The 17,458-nt window shown below is 63.8% G+C and carries 14 protein-coding genes; 5 read left to right on the forward strand and 9 right to left on the reverse strand.

Annotated elements, in window-relative coordinates; genetic code table 11:
- The first annotated feature begins 51 nt into the window (after nucleotides 1-51).
- From hemB to AC2FNS_RS00840, 4 genes are all read left to right on the forward strand, one after another.
- On the forward strand, nucleotides 52-1,050 hold the full coding sequence (gene hemB / locus AC2FNS_RS00825; RefSeq protein ID WP_496689134.1) for a porphobilinogen synthase: 999 nt from the start codon (nucleotides 52-54) through the stop codon (nucleotides 1,048-1,050).
- A 144-nt stretch (nucleotides 1,051-1,194) separates the two neighbouring features.
- Nucleotides 1,195-1,767 carry a lipid-binding SYLF domain-containing protein gene (locus tag AC2FNS_RS00830; protein WP_496678111.1) on the forward strand — a complete coding sequence of 191 codons (573 nt, stop codon included), beginning with the start codon at nucleotides 1,195-1,197 and terminating at the stop codon, nucleotides 1,765-1,767.
- 159 nt (nucleotides 1,768-1,926) lie between these two features.
- Complete coding sequence (locus AC2FNS_RS00835; protein WP_496711417.1) at nucleotides 1,927-4,389, forward strand: penicillin acylase family protein; 2,463 nt, start codon at nucleotides 1,927-1,929, stop codon at nucleotides 4,387-4,389.
- A 108-nt stretch (nucleotides 4,390-4,497) separates the two neighbouring features.
- Nucleotides 4,498-4,893, forward strand: coding sequence for an SgcJ/EcaC family oxidoreductase (locus tag AC2FNS_RS00840; protein WP_496711418.1), 396 nt, complete (start codon nucleotides 4,498-4,500; stop codon nucleotides 4,891-4,893).
- Between the two features lie 3 nt (nucleotides 4,894-4,896).
- Here the strand turns inward: AC2FNS_RS00840 and hflX are convergent, their stop codons facing one another.
- From hflX to trkA, 4 genes are all read right to left on the reverse strand, one after another.
- The gene (gene hflX, locus AC2FNS_RS00845) at nucleotides 4,897-6,168 is read right to left on the reverse strand and encodes a GTPase HflX (protein ID WP_496711419.1); all 1,272 of its coding nucleotides are present in this window, start codon (nucleotides 6,166-6,168) and stop codon (nucleotides 4,897-4,899) included.
- The gene (gene hfq, locus AC2FNS_RS00850) at nucleotides 6,168-6,407 is read right to left on the reverse strand and encodes an RNA chaperone Hfq (RefSeq protein WP_005982826.1); all 240 of its coding nucleotides are present in this window, start codon (nucleotides 6,405-6,407) and stop codon (nucleotides 6,168-6,170) included. Before hfq ends, hflX begins: the two co-directional genes overlap by 1 nt.
- A 122-nt stretch (nucleotides 6,408-6,529) precedes the next feature.
- On the reverse strand, nucleotides 6,530-8,068 hold the full coding sequence (locus tag AC2FNS_RS00855) for a TrkH family potassium uptake protein (protein WP_496711420.1): 1,539 nt from the start codon (nucleotides 8,066-8,068) through the stop codon (nucleotides 6,530-6,532).
- Nucleotides 8,068-9,444, reverse strand: a complete 1,377-nt coding sequence (trkA, locus tag AC2FNS_RS00860; protein WP_496711421.1) for a Trk system potassium transporter TrkA — start codon at nucleotides 9,442-9,444, stop codon at nucleotides 8,068-8,070. The genes AC2FNS_RS00855 and trkA overlap by 1 nt, the downstream gene beginning before the upstream one ends.
- 96 nt (nucleotides 9,445-9,540) lie before the next feature.
- On the opposite strand from trkA, the gene AC2FNS_RS00865 reads away from it, so the two are divergent.
- Entirely contained in the window at nucleotides 9,541-10,008 is a 468-nt protein-coding gene (locus tag AC2FNS_RS00865; RefSeq protein ID WP_496678100.1) for a hypothetical protein, read from the forward strand.
- 63 nt (nucleotides 10,009-10,071) lie between these two features.
- Here the strand turns inward: AC2FNS_RS00865 and ntrX are convergent, their stop codons facing one another.
- From ntrX to dusB, 5 genes are all read right to left on the reverse strand, one after another.
- A complete protein-coding gene (gene ntrX / locus AC2FNS_RS00870) occupies nucleotides 10,072-11,481 on the reverse strand; it encodes a nitrogen assimilation response regulator NtrX (protein WP_496678099.1) in 1,410 nt (469 codons plus the stop codon).
- The gene (locus AC2FNS_RS00875) at nucleotides 11,478-13,769 is read right to left on the reverse strand and encodes a sensor histidine kinase NtrY-like (protein WP_496740627.1); all 2,292 of its coding nucleotides are present in this window, start codon (nucleotides 13,767-13,769) and stop codon (nucleotides 11,478-11,480) included. The genes ntrX and AC2FNS_RS00875 overlap by 4 nt, the downstream gene beginning before the upstream one ends.
- 96 nt (nucleotides 13,770-13,865) lie before the next feature.
- The gene (locus tag AC2FNS_RS00880; protein ID WP_496686227.1) at nucleotides 13,866-15,233 is read right to left on the reverse strand and encodes a response regulator; all 1,368 of its coding nucleotides are present in this window, start codon (nucleotides 15,231-15,233) and stop codon (nucleotides 13,866-13,868) included.
- A gap of 16 nt (nucleotides 15,234-15,249) precedes the next feature.
- On the reverse strand, nucleotides 15,250-16,329 hold the full coding sequence (locus tag AC2FNS_RS00885) for a two-component system sensor histidine kinase NtrB (protein ID WP_496711424.1): 1,080 nt from the start codon (nucleotides 16,327-16,329) through the stop codon (nucleotides 15,250-15,252).
- Nucleotides 16,326-17,342 (reverse strand): tRNA dihydrouridine synthase DusB, encoded by a 1,017-nt coding sequence (gene dusB, locus AC2FNS_RS00890; RefSeq protein WP_496727589.1) that lies wholly within the window; start codon nucleotides 17,340-17,342, stop codon nucleotides 16,326-16,328. The genes AC2FNS_RS00885 and dusB overlap by 4 nt, the downstream gene beginning before the upstream one ends.
- Nucleotides 17,343-17,458: the final 116 nt, after the last annotated feature.

Genomic DNA, 17,458 nt, shown 5'->3' on the forward strand with positions numbered 1-17,458 from the left:
CCTGCGCGAATTCATGCCACCCAATGCGCGACTGTTCAAGGAGAACGCGCCATGAAACCGACAATCGCTCCCTACCCCCACGGCCGCTTTCGCCGCGCCCGCCAGTCCGAGGCGATCAGGGGCCTGGTGCGCGAAAACACCCTGACCGTTGATGACCTGATCTGGCCGGTCTTCGTGCGCGACGGCGAGGGCATTGAAGAGCCTGTGCCCTCGATGCCCGGCGTGGTACGCCGATCGGTCGACTTGATCGCCGGGGCCGCTGCCGAGGCACAAGCGATGGGCATCCCGGCGATCTGCCTGTTTCCCTACACCGATCCCAGCCTCAAGACGCAGGATTGCGCCGAGGCGTGGAACCCCGACAACCTGTCGAACCGCGCCATCCGCGCGATCAAGCAGGCCGCGCCCGAAATCGCCGTGATGACCGACGTGGCGCTGGACCCTTACAACATCAACGGCCACGACGGATACGTAGTGGACGGCAAGATCGTGAATGACGAGACCGTCGAGGCGCTGGTCAAGATGACGCTGGCCCAGGCCGAGGCCGGAGCCGACATCATCGGCCCGTCTGACATGATGGACGGCCGGGTTGGCGCGATGCGGCAGGCGCTCGAGGCCGCCGGCCATCATGACGTCATGATCCTCAGCTATGCCGCGAAATATGCCAGCGCCTTCTACGGGCCTTTCCGTGATGCGGTGGGGGCTTCGGGCGCGCTCACCGGCGACAAGAAGACGTATCAGATGGACCCGGCCAACTCGAACGAGGCGCTGCGCCTGATCCAGCGCGACCTGACTGAGGGCGCCGACATGGTGATGATCAAGCCAGGGATGCCCTATCTGGACATCTGCCGGAGGGTCAAGGACACGTTCGGCGCACCCACCTATGCCTATCAGGTGTCGGGTGAATACGCGATGATCCAGGCCGCAGCGCAGAACGGTTGGATCGACGGCGACAAGGTGATGCTGGAAAGCCTGCTGGCCTTCAAACGCGCGGGTTGCGACGGCATCCTGACCTATTTCGCGCCGCAGGTCGCCAAGCTGCTGCAAGGCTAATCCCAAGGGAATCCGCGATTTTTCGCCGATCAGCCGGCCTCGGTCTGCCGGTTTTCCCGTGACACCCCACGCCGTTCGGCGTATTCTTGCACACAAGACCGGGACCACCCGGCTTTTCAGGCACATCGACAGAGAAAAAGAAACATGAGCAGTTCCAACACACCACGACTGAGCCGTCGCGGCTTTGCCTTCGGCATGGCCGGACTGACCCTGACCGCCGCTTGCGGCAACGGCGTCGGCAATTCGAACGCGGCCACGATCGACGCCCGCGTCGATGCCACGCTGAACGAGATGTTCGCCCGGTATCCCAACACGGTCGAAATCGCCAACAAAGCCAACGGTATGCTGGTCATGCCGCTGATCACCGAGGCCGGATTCGTCTTTGGCGGCGGCTATGGTCGCGGCGCGCTGCGCATCAACGGTGCCACGGTCGATTACTACTCGTCCGTCAAGGGAACGGCGGGGCTGCAGATCGGCGCCCAGCAATATGCGCATGTTCTGTTCTTCATGACCCAGGACGCACTGAACGAGTTCCGCCGCTCGAGCGGTTGGACCGCGGGCGCCGATATCGGCTATGTGATCAGCGACGAGGGCGACCAGCTGTCGGCCGATCTGACCACCCTGCGCAAACCGGTTCTCGCTGCCGTCTTCGGTCAGGCCGGGCTGCAGATCGGCGCCACCGTAGAAGGCGTCAAATACACGCGCATCATCCCGTGATCATCCGAACAGGACCGGGCCCCAACCCTGCCCTCCGCGCGGCGTGACGGCAGGGTTTTTCATTTCCAGCCGGTATTTTCCGGGGGCGGGCTCTTTTGGTCGGCGGCGGCATGATTTAACCTCCGCCGCGATTGGATGGGTTGATTTGGGGCGCTGCTGATGGGTCTAGTCTTTCGCTGGTTGTTGCGGATCGCCTCGGGGCTGGTTGTTCTGGCGGTGGCCGCGATCGGGCTTGTCTATTACCTAGCCAGCCAATCCCTGCCCGACTATGACCAGACGCTGGAGGTCAAGGGCCTGTCGGCACCGGTCGAGATCGTGCGCGACAACGCCAACGTGCCGCACATCCTTGGCCAGTCCGACCCCGACGTCTTTTTCGGCCTTGGCTACGCCCACGCGCAGGACCGGCTGTGGCAGATGACCGTTATGCGCCGCACCGTCCAGGGACGCCTGTCCGAACTGTTCGGCCCGCGCACCGTCCAGATCGACAAGCTGATGCGGCGGCTGGACCTTTACACGCTGGCGCATCGGTCCTTGGAGGTTCAGGACGACTATACCAAGGCTGCCCTGCGCGCCTATGCGGCCGGGGTGAACGCGCGCCTCAACGAGATCAACGACCGCGCCTTGGGTCGTGGCGCGCCCGAAATGTTCCTGTTCGACGCTCCCGTGGCCCCCTGGCAACCCGGCGACAGCATTGCCCTGATCAAGCTCATGGCGGTGCAGTTGTCCGGCCACCTGGCCGACGAGGTGCTTCGCGCGCGCGTATCGCTGATGTTGAACGATCCCGCGCGTCTGGCCGATATCCTGCCCGACGTGCCCGGTGACGGTATCGCCGCGCTGCCGGAATATTCCGCGCTTTTTCCCGGCATGCCACGCTATGCCCAAGGGACAGACATGCCGGATTCACCACTGTCACCCTTTCCCGAACGCGGTTTGGCGGGGGCGTCGAATGCCTGGTCTGCTGCGCCGTCGCGCTCGGCCAGCGGCGGCACCCTGTTGGCCAACGATCCGCATCTGGGCCTGACCGCGCCGGGGATCTGGTATCTGGCGCGGCTGGAACTGGCCAAGGGTGGCGTGATCGGCGCCACCATCCCCGGCATTCCGGCGGTTATGTCCGGACGCAGCGACCGGTTGGGATGGGGGCTGACCTCGTCCTACCTCGACGATCAGGACGTGCATATCGAAAAGATCAACCCCGACAACCCCGAGGAATACCTGACGCCCGACGGCTACAAACGCTTCAAGACGCGCCCCTCGATCATCGAAATCAAGGGCGCGCCGCCGATCACCCTGACTCTGCGCTGGACCGAGAACGGCCCCGTCTTGCCCGGCACGCATTACAACCTGGAAACCATCACGCCGCCGGGCCATGTGGCTTCGCTGTCCTGGACGGCGCTCAGCCCGCGCGACACCTCGATTAGCGCCTCGATGGCCCTAATGAACGCGGACAGCGTTGGCGAAGCCATCGATGCGGCCGAGAAGTACATCGCGCCGTCCCAGAACCTATCGGTGGTCGACAAGACGACCGTCGGCATGAAACTCATCGGCGCAATGCCAAGCCGCGACCTTAACAACCAGAGCCTCGGGCGCATCCCGACCCCGGGCTGGATCGCGGCAAACCGCTGGCAGGGCCGTCTGCCCTATTCCGACAACCCCGAATTTGTGGCGCCGACCGGCGGCGTTCTGGGCAACACCAACAACAAGATCATCGACCGGCCCTTCCCCCTGCATGTGTCCTATGAATGGGGCGATACGCAGCGAGTCCACCGCTGGGAATACCTGATGCAATCGCGCGAGGTGCACACCCGCGACAGCTTCATCGAGGCGCAACTGGACACGGTCAGCTTTACCGCGCGGTCACTGCTGCCGTTGATCGGTGCCGACCTGTGGTTCACCGGCGAGGCCGCGCCTGAAGGCACCCCCGAACGCCAGCGCCAGATTGCCTTGACCCTGCTAGCCGAATGGAACGGTGAAATGAACGAGCACCTGCCCGAGCCGCTGATCTATGCGGCCTGGGTCCGCGCGCTGCAAAACCGCCTAATCGCCGATGACCTCGGGCCACTGGCCAAGGAATTCAAGCATGTCGAGCCCTTGTTCATCGAACGCGTCTTCCGCGACATCGACGGGGCCTCGGCCTGGTGCGACGTCCGGCAGAGCGCACCGGTGGAAACCTGCACCGACATGGCCCGGCTGGCCTTGGACGACGCGCTGGTCTGGATTTCCGAGCGCTATGGCAGCCAACTGGAATCCCTGCGCTGGGGCGATGCCCACCAAGCCACCCATGACCACCCGGTGCTGGGCGAGGTTCCGGTGCTGCGCTATTTCGTTAACATCCGCCAATCGACCAGCGGCGGCGACAACACCCTGCTGCGCGGGCGCACCTCGGGCGAAGGGCCGGATCCGTTCCAGAACGTGCACGGCGCCGGCTATCGCGGGGTCTATGACTTTGCCGACCCCGACAACTCGGTCTTCATCACGGCCACAGGGCAATCGGGCCACTTCCTGTCGCGCTACTATGACGATCAAGCGCAACTGTGGCGCCGGGGTGAGTACATTCCCATGTCGCTGGACCTGGATCTGGCCCGCGCCGCCGCCGTCGGGACCACCCACCTGATGCCGCAATAGGCGAGGTTTCGGCGGACCCCCGCCCCTTTTTTGCCGCCCCGTGGACGTGGCCCCGTGGGTTGGCCTACCATTCCGGAGCGCCCAGACCGTAGCGCGAGGGGGAAAATAATGGCCAGTTTGCGCGATACCCTGAACAATCTTGCCCGCGACTATGCCATCGCCTGGAGCTCGGGTGACGCCGATGCCGTAGCCGAATTCTTTACGTCGGATGGGCAGATCACGATCAATCGCGGCGACCCCATCGTCGGGCGCGCGGCCATAGCGGACATGGCGCGCGGTTTTCATACCGACTTTCCCGATCTTGAGGTGCGCTGCGATATGCTGCGATGGGCCGGTTGCCACGCCATTTTCGTCTGGACCCTTGAAGGGCATCATGCCCAGACCGGCAATGCAGTCATCACACGCGGCTGGGAAGAATGGGAGCTGGATGCAGATTACAAAATCCAGTCGTCGTCGGACTGGTTCGATGCCGACGACCATCAGCGCCAGATCAACGGGGCCTGAGCGTCAGAGGCCCGCGAACTGGTTGGCCTGCTTGTCGGTCCACAGAACGGTGATCTCGAACCCGTTCTCAGTCTGTTTTTCGCCGCGCACCACGTCCTGCCGGAACAGCCAGGCACGCTTGTTGCCATCGGCAAACCCCAGTTTCAGAACCTCTTCCCGGCGCACGCCCTGCAGGATCGTGGCAATCTCGGTCAGCAGCGGGTCGATCCCCTCGCCGGTCACGGCCGAGATCGGGAACACTGCGGGATCGCGCCCGGCCCGCGCTTGCACGGCTTGCCGGTCTTCGTCGGACAGCAGGTCGATCTTATTCCAGACTTCAAGCTGAGGGCGGGTATCGTCCACACCCAGCGAGGCCATGATCGTGCGCACATCCTCGGCCTGCTCCTCGGTCTCGGCATGACTGATGTCGCGCACATGCACGATCAGGTCGGCGGCCAGAACCTCCTCGAGCGTGGCGCGGAAGGCCGCGACCAGTTCGGTCGGCAGGTTCGAGATGAATCCCACCGTGTCCGACAAGATCACCTCGGGCCCGTCGGGCAGTTCGATCCGGCGCATGGTCGGGTCCAGCGTGGCAAACAGCATGTCCTTGGCCATGACTTCGGCCCCGGTCAGGCGGTTGAACAGCGTGGATTTGCCCGCGTTGGTGTAGCCGACCAGCGCCACGATCGGATAGGGAACCTTGGCCCGCGCGGCCCGGTGAAGCGTCCGTGTCTTCACGACCTTCTGCAACTGACGGCGCAAGCGCACCAATTGATCGTCGATCGCACGACGGTCGGCCTCGATCTGGGTTTCCCCCGGTCCGCCGACAAAGCCCAGCCCACCGCGCTGACGTTCCAGGTGGGTCCAGGCCCGCACCAGTCGCGTGCGCTGATAGCTGAGCGCGGCCATCTCGACCTGCAACACGCCCTCACGCGTGCGGGCGCGGTCCGAGAAGATCTCAAGGATCAACCCCGTTCGGTCGAGAATCTTGACCTTCCAAGCCTTCTCCAGATTGCGCTGCTGAACCGGCGTGACCGGCCCGTCGATCAGGACCAGCTCGATTTCGTTTTCAACAAAACGCGCGCCCAGTTCCTCGATCTTGCCGCTGCCGAACAGCAGGCCGGGCTGCGCCCGCGGCAGGCGAACGATCTCGGACCCGATCACATCCAGATCGGGCAAAGCGGCAGCCAGTGCCACCGCCTCTTCCAGCGCCGGAACGGGATCACGGCGCTGGTCATCTGACTTGATATCGGGATGCAGCACCCAAGCCCGGGTGCGCCTCCGGTCATGTTCCATCAAGAGGCGTCTTCGCCCTCATACAGGTTGATCGGCTGTGAGGGCATGATGGTCGAGATCGCGTGCTTGTAGACAAGCTGCGACTGTCCGTCGCGGCGCAGCAGCACGCAGAAATTGTCGAACCAGGTGATGACACCCTGCAATTTCACGCCGTTGATCAGGAAAATCGTAACGGGAACCTTTGCTTTCCGTACATTGTTCAGGAAGGCATCCTGAAGATTCTGTCTGTCCGAAGCCATATTTTGTTATCTCGCCGTTGTTCTTGCTTACGCGCTGCGGACCAACGCGCTCCCTCCGCGCGAGTATGGAGTGACACGAACAGATATTCCAGATGAAAAATCAGGCAGTAACCCGAAGCGCTTCAATCGCGCCACAGGCTGGGCGTGATCAGCGCGATGATCGCCAGCGTTTCCAGCCGCCCGATCACCATCGCGGCACACAGTGACAGTTTGGCCCCCGCCGACAGATCGATCAGCCGCAACGGCACGTCCGTTGCCAGTTCGATCAGCGGGCCCGTCGTGCTCAGCGCGGCGACGCTCAGAACCATGGCCTGCTCGAAGCCCACCCCTTCGGCGGCCAGCAGAACGTCGAAGACCGCCAGCGCCAAGGCAAAGATCATCAGGAAGATCCACGCGATGTAAGCGCCCTGGCTTTGGATGCGGCGATTGCCCGCCCCCGCGCCGCTGACCGAAGACGGATGGATCAGGCGGTCCAACTCGCGCGCGCCGTTCAGATACAGCGCATAGACCCGCAACAGCTTGACCCCGCCGGCAGTCGTGGCCACGCCGCCACCGATCAGCGCCAGCCCCATAAGAACCAGCCCCGGCGTCCCCAGGCCCGACAACTGCTGTGCATCGTTCCAATAGGAACTTTCGAACCCGGCGGTCGTCAGGAAGGACAGCACCGTGAACAGCATGCCCCAGATCACGTTCAAAACCTGCAACCCGGTGGCCTGGCCTCCTATCTCGGCCATGCCGGCCAAGGCCCGGAACACCAGCAAGGCCGCGACCGCAACCACGATCAGCAGGCCAATGCGGAACTCGGGGTCCTTGTCGAGACGGCTATGACCGGAAACCGCCGTATCGGTCGAAAAGGTCAACCGCGACAGAGCGAAAAACAGAAACAGGAACAGGATGGCCTCGCCCGTGATCCCCGCGGTCGATCCTTCCAGGCCACCAACGGGTGAAATCCCCGACGTCGCCATGATTGACATCGCATGGCAAATCGCCGTCAGACCCTGTTCGTCCGCGATCAGCAGCAGGATCCAAATCACGGCCGTCAGCCCCGCATAAACCGGTGTCAGGGTCCGAGCCACGCGAAACAGCCGGCCGCGGGGATCGGCCAGTTCGCTCTGCGCCACGCCCGAGACCGGCCGCCCCGGTTCACCGCGAGCGGTGATCTCGAACCCGCCCAGGGACAGAGGCGCAAGGATGGCCGCCGCAGAGACCCACATCAGCAGCCCGCCCATCCAGCCGACCAGCGCACGCCACAGATGCACCGGGGCCGACAGGCGGCCGGGATCACTGAAAAGATCGGCTCCGGTGGTCGTCACGGCACTGACCATGTCGAAATAGGCATTCAGAAAGCGCGTGTTCCCCAGCGCGTCATGCATTGGCACCGCCAGAAAGACCGGCAGCACGGTCAGCGTGGCGAACAGCACCGCCAGTTGGCCCAACGTGCCCCTGCGCGGCCGCCGATTGGACAGGGCCAATCCGATGATCGACACCAGAAACACCCCGATCAGGCCGGAATAGAAAAAGGACTGCGACGTGTGATGGTCGTTCAGTGCCAACGCATAGATCGCCGGAATCCACATCGCCAGCGACGCGACCCCCCAGATCAGCAGGAACAGGGGCAAGCGCTGAAAAACGCCGATCCGTCCGGTGCGCGCGACGGCCATCAGAAGAAATCGATCGACACCTGCAACAGGCGTTCGACCTCGGGTACGTCACTGGCCATGGCGAAAATCGCAAGCACATCCTTTTCCTCGATCCGCAGAGCGCCGGACGGCCGCAGCACCTCGTCGCCGCGGCGCAATGCGCCGACCAGTACACCTTCGGGGAAAGCGATGTCGCGCAGTTTCTGCCCGGCAAGCGGCGAGGTCGACAGGACCTCGGCCTCAATCACCTCGGCCTCGGCGTCGCCGATCGAATAGACCTGCCGCACGCGGCCATGCCGGATGTGGCGCAGGATCGAACTGACCGTGGTTGCGCGCGGGTTGATATAGGCGTCGATCCCCAACGGGCCGGTCAAGGCCGCCATGCTGGGATCGTTGATCAGCGCAATCGCCAGCGGACAACCCTCGGCCTTGGCGCGCACCGCCGACAACATGTTGGTCCGGTCGTCATCGGTGACGGCCAGCATGGCGTCGGCCCGCTCGATCCCGGCCTCGCGCAGCAACGCGGCATCCAGACCGTCGCCATTCAGAACGATCGTGCGCTCCAACGCCTCGGCGGCCTTCTCGGCGCAGCGCCGATCGCGCTCGATCACCTTGGCCCGGATCCGACCCTCGCGCTCTTCCAGCGTGCGCGCAACCTCGAGCCCGACATTGCCGCCACCGACGATGACCACGCGGTCCTGCTTTTTCTGCGTTTTGCCGAAGACCTCCATCGTGCGGTCGACGTCCTTGACGTGGGTAAAGACGTAGCATTCGTCGCCCACGAACAGCTGATCTTCGGATTCCGGCGCAAACAGCGTGCCGTCGCGCCGCACCCCCACCACAATCGCGCTGAGAGTCGAGAACAGATCGGTCAACTGACGCAAAGGGGTGTTCACGATGGGGCATTCTTCATCCAGCCGGATGCCCAGCAGTTGCGCCATGCCGTCCATGAACAGCTCGGTGTCGAAGGCTGCCGGCGCCGACAGGCGCCGCATGGCCGCGGCGGCCACTTCGCGCTCGGGGCTGATCACCACGTCGATGGGCAGATGGTCGCGCCGGTACAGATCGCGGTGGATCGCTTCGAGATAGGATTTCGCACGCAGCCGCGCAATCTTGCGCTGGATCGAGAACACCGAATGCGCCATCTGGCAGGTGACCATGTTCACCTCGTCAGAATGGGTGGCGGCGATGATCATGTCGGCGTCCCGCGCCCCGGCCTGCTCGAGTATGTCGGGATAGCTGGCGAAGCCCGAGACACCCTGCACGTCCAGCGTCTCGATCGCCCGGCGCACCAAATCCGGGTTGTTGTCCACGACGGTTACGTCGTTCAATTCGCCCGACAGGTGCCGCGCGATCTGCCAGCCGACCTGGCCGGCGCCGCAAATGATGACCTTCATTCCCTTGGCCCTTCTGCCTGAGCGTTTTGAATGACAGATGCCCCGAATACGGTCAATTGAATTGTCATGACCTTATCCGTGATGCAAGATCGAGGCATGAAGACCGTCTTGCTCAGCTGTCTGATCCTGCTTGCCGTGGCCGCCTGCGGTCCCCTGTCGATGTATTATCGCGAAGGCGCGAGCGTGACGCGTATGCAGGCCGATACCACCGAATGCCAGGTCGCGGCGCTGAACAAGGTGCCCGTGGCCAACCAGGTGCGTCAATCTCCGCCGGTCTACTGGCCGGGCCAGACCTATTGCGATGGCCGCGGACGTTGCTATCGCTCGGCTGGCTGGTGGGAGCCGGGGCGGGTCTACACCGTGGATGCAAACAAGGGCCTACGCGACACGGTCGAGGCGCAATGCATGGCGCGCAACGGATACCGGCCGGTCAGCCTGCCGCCCTGCAAGCAGAGCCAGAAACGCGGAGTTGCACCCCAGCGGACTACCACCCTGCCACCGCTGACCGGCAGCGCCTGCTATGTCAAATTCGACGACGGATCCTTCCAGATCATCACGCCCTGACAGGGACGACACCGGTTCGCGCATGCGCCGCAGGGGCATTCACCCCCGCAGGCAAGCCGCCCGTCACTCGGCCGGTTCGGGTTCATCCACCCGTGCCACCCGGGCGCCGGATTTGCTTGAGGTGACCACACCCAGCGACTTCAGCTTGCGGTGCAGCGCGCTGCGCTCCATCCCCACAAAGCTGGCCGTGCGGCTGATATTGCCGCCGAACCGGTTGATCTGGGTCAGCAGGTATTCACGTTCGAACGCCTCGCGCGCCTCGCGCAGGGGCAAGGTTGCCAGCGCGCCCGACAGCACCACGCGGCCCGGCTCTTCGCTCTTGTCTTCGTCGCTGGGCAGTTCGCGCGCCTCGATGGGACCGCTGCCATCACCTAGGATCAACACTCGCTCGACCAGGTTTTTCAGCTGTCGCACGTTTCCGGGCCAGCTCATGGTCTGCAGCAGCGCCACCGCCTCGTCCGACAACTCGCGAACGGGCAGGCCCTGGGTCTCGTTGCAGATCTGGATGAAATGACGGGCCAGAACCGGGATATCCTCCCGCCGATCTTCCAGCGACGGCACCGCGATCGGAACCACGTTCAGACGGTGGTACAGCTCTTCGCGGAACCGCTCGGCCGCGATCTCGGCCTCGAGGTCGCGGTTGGTCGACGAGATCACCCGAAGATCGACCCGCACCTTGTCGCTGCCGCCGACGCGCTGGAACTGCTGATCCACCAGCACCCGCAAAATCTTGGACTGCGTGCCCAAAGGCATGTCGGCGACTTCGTCGAAATAGATCACACCGCCATGCGCCTGTTCGAGAAGACCGGATTCGATGCCGCGTTCCGGCGACTCGCGGCCGAACAGAACCTCTTCCACGCGCTCGGGTTCGATCCCGGCACAATTCACGGTCACGAAGGGGGCGTTGGCGCGATTGGAATGAGCGTGGATGTAGCGCGCGGCGATCTCCTTGCCCGACCCGGCCGGGCCGCGCAGCATCACCCGACCGTTCGACTTGGTCACCTTGTCCAACTGGGCCACCATGGCGCGGAACGCGGCCGAACTGCCGATCATCTCGGAACTGCTGACCTCATTGCGCTTGAGCGAGGCGTTCTCGCGGCGCAGGCGCGAGGTCTCCATGGCACGGCGGATAACCACCATCAACTGGTCGATGTTGAAGGGCTTTTCGATGAAGTCATAAGCGCCCTGCTTGATCGCGGCGACGGCGATTTCGATGTTGCCGTGCCCCGAGATGATAACCACCGGAATGTCGGGATTGTCGCGCCTGACCGCCTTCAGGATGTCGATGCCGTCCATCCGGCTGTCCTTGAGCCAGATATCCAGGATCAACAACCCCGGCGGCTCGGCGTTGATTGCGTTCATGCATTCGTCCGAGTTTGCGGCCAGCCGGGTGGTGTATCCTTCGTCCTCCAGAATGTCGGACACAAGTTCGCGAATATCGCGTTCGTCATCTACGATCAGAATGTCGCTCATCTTTGGCCTGCTTTCAGTGAGTTGGTTATTATTGCCTGTTTCTGCGGCGCTGCGCCTGGGACCGCGTCGGTCAACGGCAAGCGGATCACGGCCATCGCGCCAAAATGGTCCTGTCCGGCGAACACGGGGGCATCCTCGAGGGTCAGCGAACCGCCGTGTTCTTCAATGATCTTTTTGACGATGGGCAGGCCCAGACCCGTCCCCTCGTCGCGGGTGGTCACATAGGGTTCGAAAAGCTTGGCCCGATCCTCGGGCAGACCGATCCCGTTGTCCGCGATGGTGATCTGAACCCCGTCATCAACCGTTAGCACCACGACTCGGATCTGCGGCATCAGGTTCTCGGGGGCCCCTTTTTCTTTCAGTGTTTCAATCGCTTCGCCGGCATTCTTGATCAAATTCGTCAAGGCCTGGCTAAGCATGGTCGCATCGACGTCGGCCAGCACCGGCTGATCCGGCAGATCGGCCGTGATCTCGACATCCGGCTGCCCGGCCTGTTGCAGCAAGACCGCCTCGCTGACCAGATTGACGACATCCTCCTGGCGCCGGTCCGGTTCGGGCATCCGCGCGAATTTCGAGAACTCGTCCACGATCCGGCGCAGGTCGTTGGTCTGGCGCACGATCACGTCGGTCATGGATTCCAGCGTGGCGCTGTCCTCGGGCTCCAGCTTGCGGGCAAACTTGCGTTTGATGCGCTCGGCACTCAGCTGGATTGGGGTCAGCGGGTTCTTGATCTCATGCGCGATCCGACGGGCCACGTCGCCCCAAGCCGCCATCCGCTGAGCGCTGACCAGGTCAGTCACGTCGTCAAACGCCACCACATACCCTTCAAGGCGGCCATCCTCGCCCCGACGCGTGGCCATGCGCACCAACAGGTTCTCCAACCGCCCCTTGCGGATCACCTTGACCTCGCCCTGAACGGCCTCCTGCGCGCCTTCCTTCAATTTCTCGAACAATGGCAGAAATTCAGGCACGGCAATGCCGATCGGCGGATGCTGGTCGCTGCCGGACCAGTCCAGCAGCCGTTCGGCCGACCGGTTCACGAATGTAACCCGCCCGTCAGAATCGACCCCGACGACACCCGACGTGACCGAGCTGAGTACCGAATCGAACAACCGCCGTCGGCTTTCGATCTGGCGGGTGTTTTCCAGCAACGTGTCCCGCTGCGCCTTCAACTGCCGGGTCATCTGGTTGAAATAGCGGCCCAGCATGGAAATCTCGTCATCGCTGGACTCTTCGATGACCTGCACGTCCAGATCACCGGCCCCGACCCGTTGCGCGGCGGTGGTCAGCCGCCCGACAGGCCGCGACAGACGTTCGGCAAACCACATGCCCAGCGACACCGCCGCCAGGATCAGGATCAGCGCAAAGCCCAGATACAGCAAGCCAAACTCGAACAGAACCCGGCCCCGCTCGCGTTCGAGCTGTTGGTAGAACTGGGCGGTTTCCTTGGTGTCGTCCAGCAGCGTCAACAACCGCCCGTCGACCGCGCGGCTAACATACAGGTACCGGTCGGGGAAGGCCTCCAACGGGACCAGCGCGCGGAACTCGTTGTTGGGCCAGTCGGCGATGACCAGATGGCCCTGCGCGCGCGCCTGGTCGAACTGCTGCGGAGTCGGTCGTTCATAATTGAACAGATAGGACCGGTCGCCCCGAGCCCGGATCTCGCCGCTGCCGTCGATGACATAAGCTTCGCGCAGGCCGCGTTGGATCTGGGCCTGCCCCTGCGCCAATACCTCGCGCAGTTCGCCATCCGAGATGAAGAAATCCAGCGACCGCGCATTGTCCAGAAACCGGGCCAGCACAAGCGCATCCTGCGTCAGGCCCTGTCGGTGCTCCTGCTCATAGGCTTCGGCCGCCGCCAGCGACGAGCCCACCACCTGCCGCACCCGGTCCGAGAACCAGCCCTCGAGCCCGATATTCACCGTCAAGCCGGCAAAGATCGCCACGATCACCGTAGGCACGAGCGCAAGCAGCGTGAAGGCGCCGATCAGCCGCAGGTGCAGGCGGGACCCCGCCGATTTCGCACGCCGAGCGGCGACCAAGCGGCCCAACTGGCTGAGCACCAGGGCCGCCACGACAAGAACGTACACCAGATCTGCCAGAAGGATCAGCCGCAGCGACGGAGCGGTCGCGCCCAGATCGAACGGCCCGATCACCAGATAGGTCGCCAAGGCCAGGGCCGGCCCCAGAACCACCAAGCCCAACGTGCCGAAATTGCGCAACTTTCGGGACTTCCGCCACCGATCTAGGACAATCATCGGCCGGTTCTGTGCCCGGGTTGCCACCATCTGCCCTCATCCTGATGTGCCGCTTGCGCGACTTACCGCCATATATCGTGGTCCTTGCCGGGCGCATGCCCGGATGCCACGGTTTGTGTGGCGATATTACATCAGTTTACGGCGACGTGTCACCTGAATATCGAGATCGGTGATTTTTTTGCGCAGCGTATTCCGGTTGATCCCCAAAAGATCGGCGCATTTCGCCTGGTTTCCGCCCGTTGCCTCCAGCGCGATTTCGATCAGCGGCGCCTCGACCTCGCGCAGGATGCGCTGGTACAGGCCCGGCGGCGGAAGCATGTTCCCGTGCAGGTCGAAATACCGCCGCAGATGGCGCGCGACCGACGACGACAGCTTTTCGCGCTCTCCCCCGCCCAACAGAGGCTCGGCCTCGGGCTGGCTGCCCAGAACCGCCTCAACCTCGGCCTTGGTGATCTCGTCAGACCGGCTGGTCAGGCTCAGCCGTCGGATGGCGTTTTCCAGCTGTCGCACGTTGCCCGGCCAGGAATAGCGGCGCACCAGTTCAACCGCCTCGGGCCCAAGCCAGCGTTTCACACCGGTGTCTCGCTCGTCCCGAGCCAGAAAATGCTCTGCCAGCAGCGGGATGTCGTCGACGCGCTCGCGCAGGGCGGGCACTTGGATCGTGGCCCCGCACAGGCGGTAATACAAGTCCTGCCGGATCTGGCCGCGTTCCATCGCCTCGGTCAGGTCGGTCTGGCTGGTGGCCATGAAACGCGGAACGTGATCGCCGGGCGTATCCATCATCCGCACGATACGGGCTTGGATCTCGTCGTCCAGATCGCCGATCTCGTCGAACAGAAGGGTCCCGCCGCGTACCCGCGCCATGACGCGCGCGGGGCCTTCAAGGTCGCTCAGATCCGCGGCGGCAGCCGTTACAAAGGGCAGCGTGCGCCGGTCCGAGAAATCGTGAATAGCCCGCGCGATCAACGATTTGCCGGTCCCGCTCTCGCCCGAGATCAGCACCGACAGATCCGTATTCATCACCCGCGCGACCAGACGGTACAGTGCCTGCATCGCCGGGGTACGACCGACCAGCGGCAAATCGTCGGGGCGCTCTTCGCTCGGCGTATCCGGCTCGGACCGTGCGCGCTGCTTCCGCTCGAGCGCGCGGGCGGTGCGCTTCATCAGGTCCGGCAGGTCGAACGGCTTGGGCAGATAGTCATAGGCATCCGCCTCGGCCGCCTGGATCGCCGTCATGATCGTGTTCTGAGCCGAGATCACGATCACCGGCAGACCCGGCCGGTCCTGCGCGATCTTGGGCAGCATTTCCAGCCCGTTGCCATCAGGCATGACCACATCCGAGATCACCACGTCGCCCTTGCCCTCGCCGACCCAACGCATCAGCGTTGTCAGGGACGAGGTCGCATGCACCTTGCAGCCCGCCCGCGTCAGGGCCTGGGTCAGAACCGTCCGGATCGTTCTGTCATCATCTGCAACCAGTACCGTGCCATCCATCTGGTGTTCTCCTTGATTATTCTTTGTCTGGCCCTGCCTCGCGCGGCGCGCGGCGCAGCGACAGCCGGAAGACCGTCCGCCCCGGCACCGACTCGGCCGTGATCCAACCGTCGTGGTCCGACACGATCTTGCTGACCAGCGCCAAACCCAGCCCGGTCCCGTTTTCCTTGCCGGATACGAACGGGTCGAAAATGTCGCTGCGGATGTCCTCGGGCAGGCCCGGGCCATTATCGATGATCTCGATCTGCAGCGGCAGCGAGTGGCCCGACCCATCACTGCGCCGCAGACGGAAGGAATGTTCGAAATAAGTGTGCAGGCGGATCGTCCCGCCCTCGGGACCGGCCGCCTCGGACGCGTTCTTGAGCAGGTTCAGAACCACCTGCAGCAACTGATCCGGGTCACCATAAGCCAGTGGCAACGAGGGGTCGTAATCCTCGATGATGGTCATGTCGGCTCCAAAGCCCAGCAGCGCCGAGCGGCGCGCGCGGTCCAGAACATCGTGGATGTTGACCGGCTTGAAGTCGGGGCGCGAGAGGTTTCCGAACTGCTCGACCTGTTCGAGCAGCTTCACGATCCGGCGGCTTTCGGCCACGATAAGATCTGTAAGTTCAAGGTCTTCTGGGCCGATATTCATGCTCAACAACTGCGCAGCACCGGTGATCCCGGCCAACGGGTTCTTGATTTCGTGAGCCAGCATCTCGGCCATGCCGATCGCCGACTGTGCCGCCGATTTGACCGTGTTGCCGCGGGTCATGCGGCTGGCCAGTTCGCGCGGCGAGACGATCATGATCATGGACCCCGGATGCCCCAGCAGCGGCGCGATCTGCAACGCGCATTGCAGCGGCGCGCGATTGCCCGAACCCACGTCCACATCATTCACGAACAGCGGCGTGCCCTGCTGGCGAGCGCGCGTGAAAGCCTCTTCCAACGGCGCGTCCACGGCGATCTGGTCCCAGACTGGATGCCCGACCACCGATTTGCGTGAGGCGTTCAGAAACCCCTCACCCGAGGAATTGATATCGGCGATGCGATCCTCGGGGTCGATGATGAAGGCCGGAACCGGCAGAGAAGCCCAGATGACCTGATCCGAAATCATGCTGCCACCTCGGCGTTATCCGTCAACGCGTCGCCGATCAGCCGCAGAACCTCGGCAGGATCGCGCGAGGTCAGGACCGCGCGGCGCAGCGACGCCGGCGTTCTGGCCTCGTCCATGTACCAGCCCAGATGCTTGCGCGCGACGCGCAGCCCCAGATCGGCGCCATAGAACCCCAGCATCGCCTCGTAATGCAACCGCACCATGTCGGCCAGATCGTCACCTTCGGGAACTTCTGGCGCCGGTGTCCCCCACAGCTCGTGCGCGATCTGCGCAAGCAGCCACGGTTTGCCCTGCGCTCCACGGCCCACCATGACGCCATCCGCACCCGACCGCTCCAGCGCTGTCTGCGCACGTCCGGGGCTGGTGATGTCGCCATTGGCCACAACCGGAATGCTGACAGACTCTTTGACCGCGCGGATCGCGGCCCAATCCGCCTCGCCCTTGTAGAACTGACAGCGCGTGCGCCCGTGGATCGTCACCATCTGAACGCCGGCCTCCTGCGCCCGCCGCGCCACGTCCGGCGCGTTCAGCAGCGTGTCGTCCCACCCCAGCCGGGTCTTGAGAGTCACCGGAACGTCCACCGCGCCCACGACCGCCTCGATAAGGGTCAGGGCGTGGTCGGGCGTCTTCAGCAGGGCCGAGCCGGAATAGCCGTTCGTCACCTTCTTGGCCGGGCAGCCCATGTTGATGTCGATCACCCGCGCGCCCCGATCGGCGACCTGCCGCGCGGCCTCGGCCATCCAATAGGCGTCGCGCCCGGCCAGCTGTACGGCAGTGTTTTCCACATCAGCCGACAGCTCGGCCCGTTCGCGCACGCCCGGCTTGGCCTGCACCATCTCCTGGCTGGCGACCATCTCGCTGACCAACATCCCGGCACCGAACCGCATGACGAGGTCGCGAAAGGGCCGGTCGGTGATTCCGGCCATCGGCGCCAGCAAAACCGGCGGGGTCACAATTTTCTCGGCAATGCGCAGCGTCAACGTGCCTAATCCTTGAGCATTCGCGGTTTTCATATCGAATTCGGCGCGTATGAACAACAAAACCACGGCCCGCAAGCCCGCAAAATCATCATGTGCACAATTTTTAATCAGACTACCGCGAGTGATTGCCTCTGCTTTCACCGCCGCCT

Source organism: Ruegeria sp. BHSA191, assembly GCF_059613325.1.

Bases quoted from the DNA above. Each gene is read 5' to 3' on its own strand.
- hemB (WP_496689134.1), top strand. From the start codon at position 52: ATGAAACCGACAATCGCTCCCTACCCCCACGGCCGCTTTCGCCGCGCC.
- AC2FNS_RS00830 (WP_496678111.1), top strand. From the start codon at position 1,195: ATGAGCAGTTCCAACACACCACGACTGAGCCGTCGCGGCTTTGCCTTC.
- AC2FNS_RS00835 (WP_496711417.1), top strand. From the start codon at position 1,927: ATGGGTCTAGTCTTTCGCTGGTTGTTGCGGATCGCCTCGGGGCTGGTT.
- AC2FNS_RS00840 (WP_496711418.1), top strand. From the start codon at position 4,498: ATGGCCAGTTTGCGCGATACCCTGAACAATCTTGCCCGCGACTATGCC.
- hflX (WP_496711419.1), bottom strand. From the start codon at position 6,168: ATGGAACATGACCGGAGGCGCACCCGGGCTTGGGTGCTGCATCCCGAT.
- hfq (WP_005982826.1), bottom strand. From the start codon at position 6,407: ATGGCTTCGGACAGACAGAATCTTCAGGATGCCTTCCTGAACAATGTA.
- AC2FNS_RS00855 (WP_496711420.1), bottom strand. From the start codon at position 8,068: ATGGCCGTCGCGCGCACCGGACGGATCGGCGTTTTTCAGCGCTTGCCC.
- trkA (WP_496711421.1), bottom strand. From the start codon at position 9,444: ATGAAGGTCATCATTTGCGGCGCCGGCCAGGTCGGCTGGCAGATCGCG.
- AC2FNS_RS00865 (WP_496678100.1), top strand. From the start codon at position 9,541: ATGAAGACCGTCTTGCTCAGCTGTCTGATCCTGCTTGCCGTGGCCGCC.
- ntrX (WP_496678099.1), bottom strand. From the start codon at position 11,481: ATGAGCGACATTCTGATCGTAGATGACGAACGCGATATTCGCGAACTT.
- AC2FNS_RS00875 (WP_496740627.1), bottom strand. From the start codon at position 13,769: ATGGTGGCAACCCGGGCACAGAACCGGCCGATGATTGTCCTAGATCGG.
- AC2FNS_RS00880 (WP_496686227.1), bottom strand. From the start codon at position 15,233: ATGGATGGCACGGTACTGGTTGCAGATGATGACAGAACGATCCGGACG.
- AC2FNS_RS00885 (WP_496711424.1), bottom strand. From the start codon at position 16,329: ATGATTTCGGATCAGGTCATCTGGGCTTCTCTGCCGGTTCCGGCCTTC.
- dusB (WP_496727589.1), bottom strand. From the start codon at position 17,342: ATGAAAACCGCGAATGCTCAAGGATTAGGCACGTTGACGCTGCGCATT.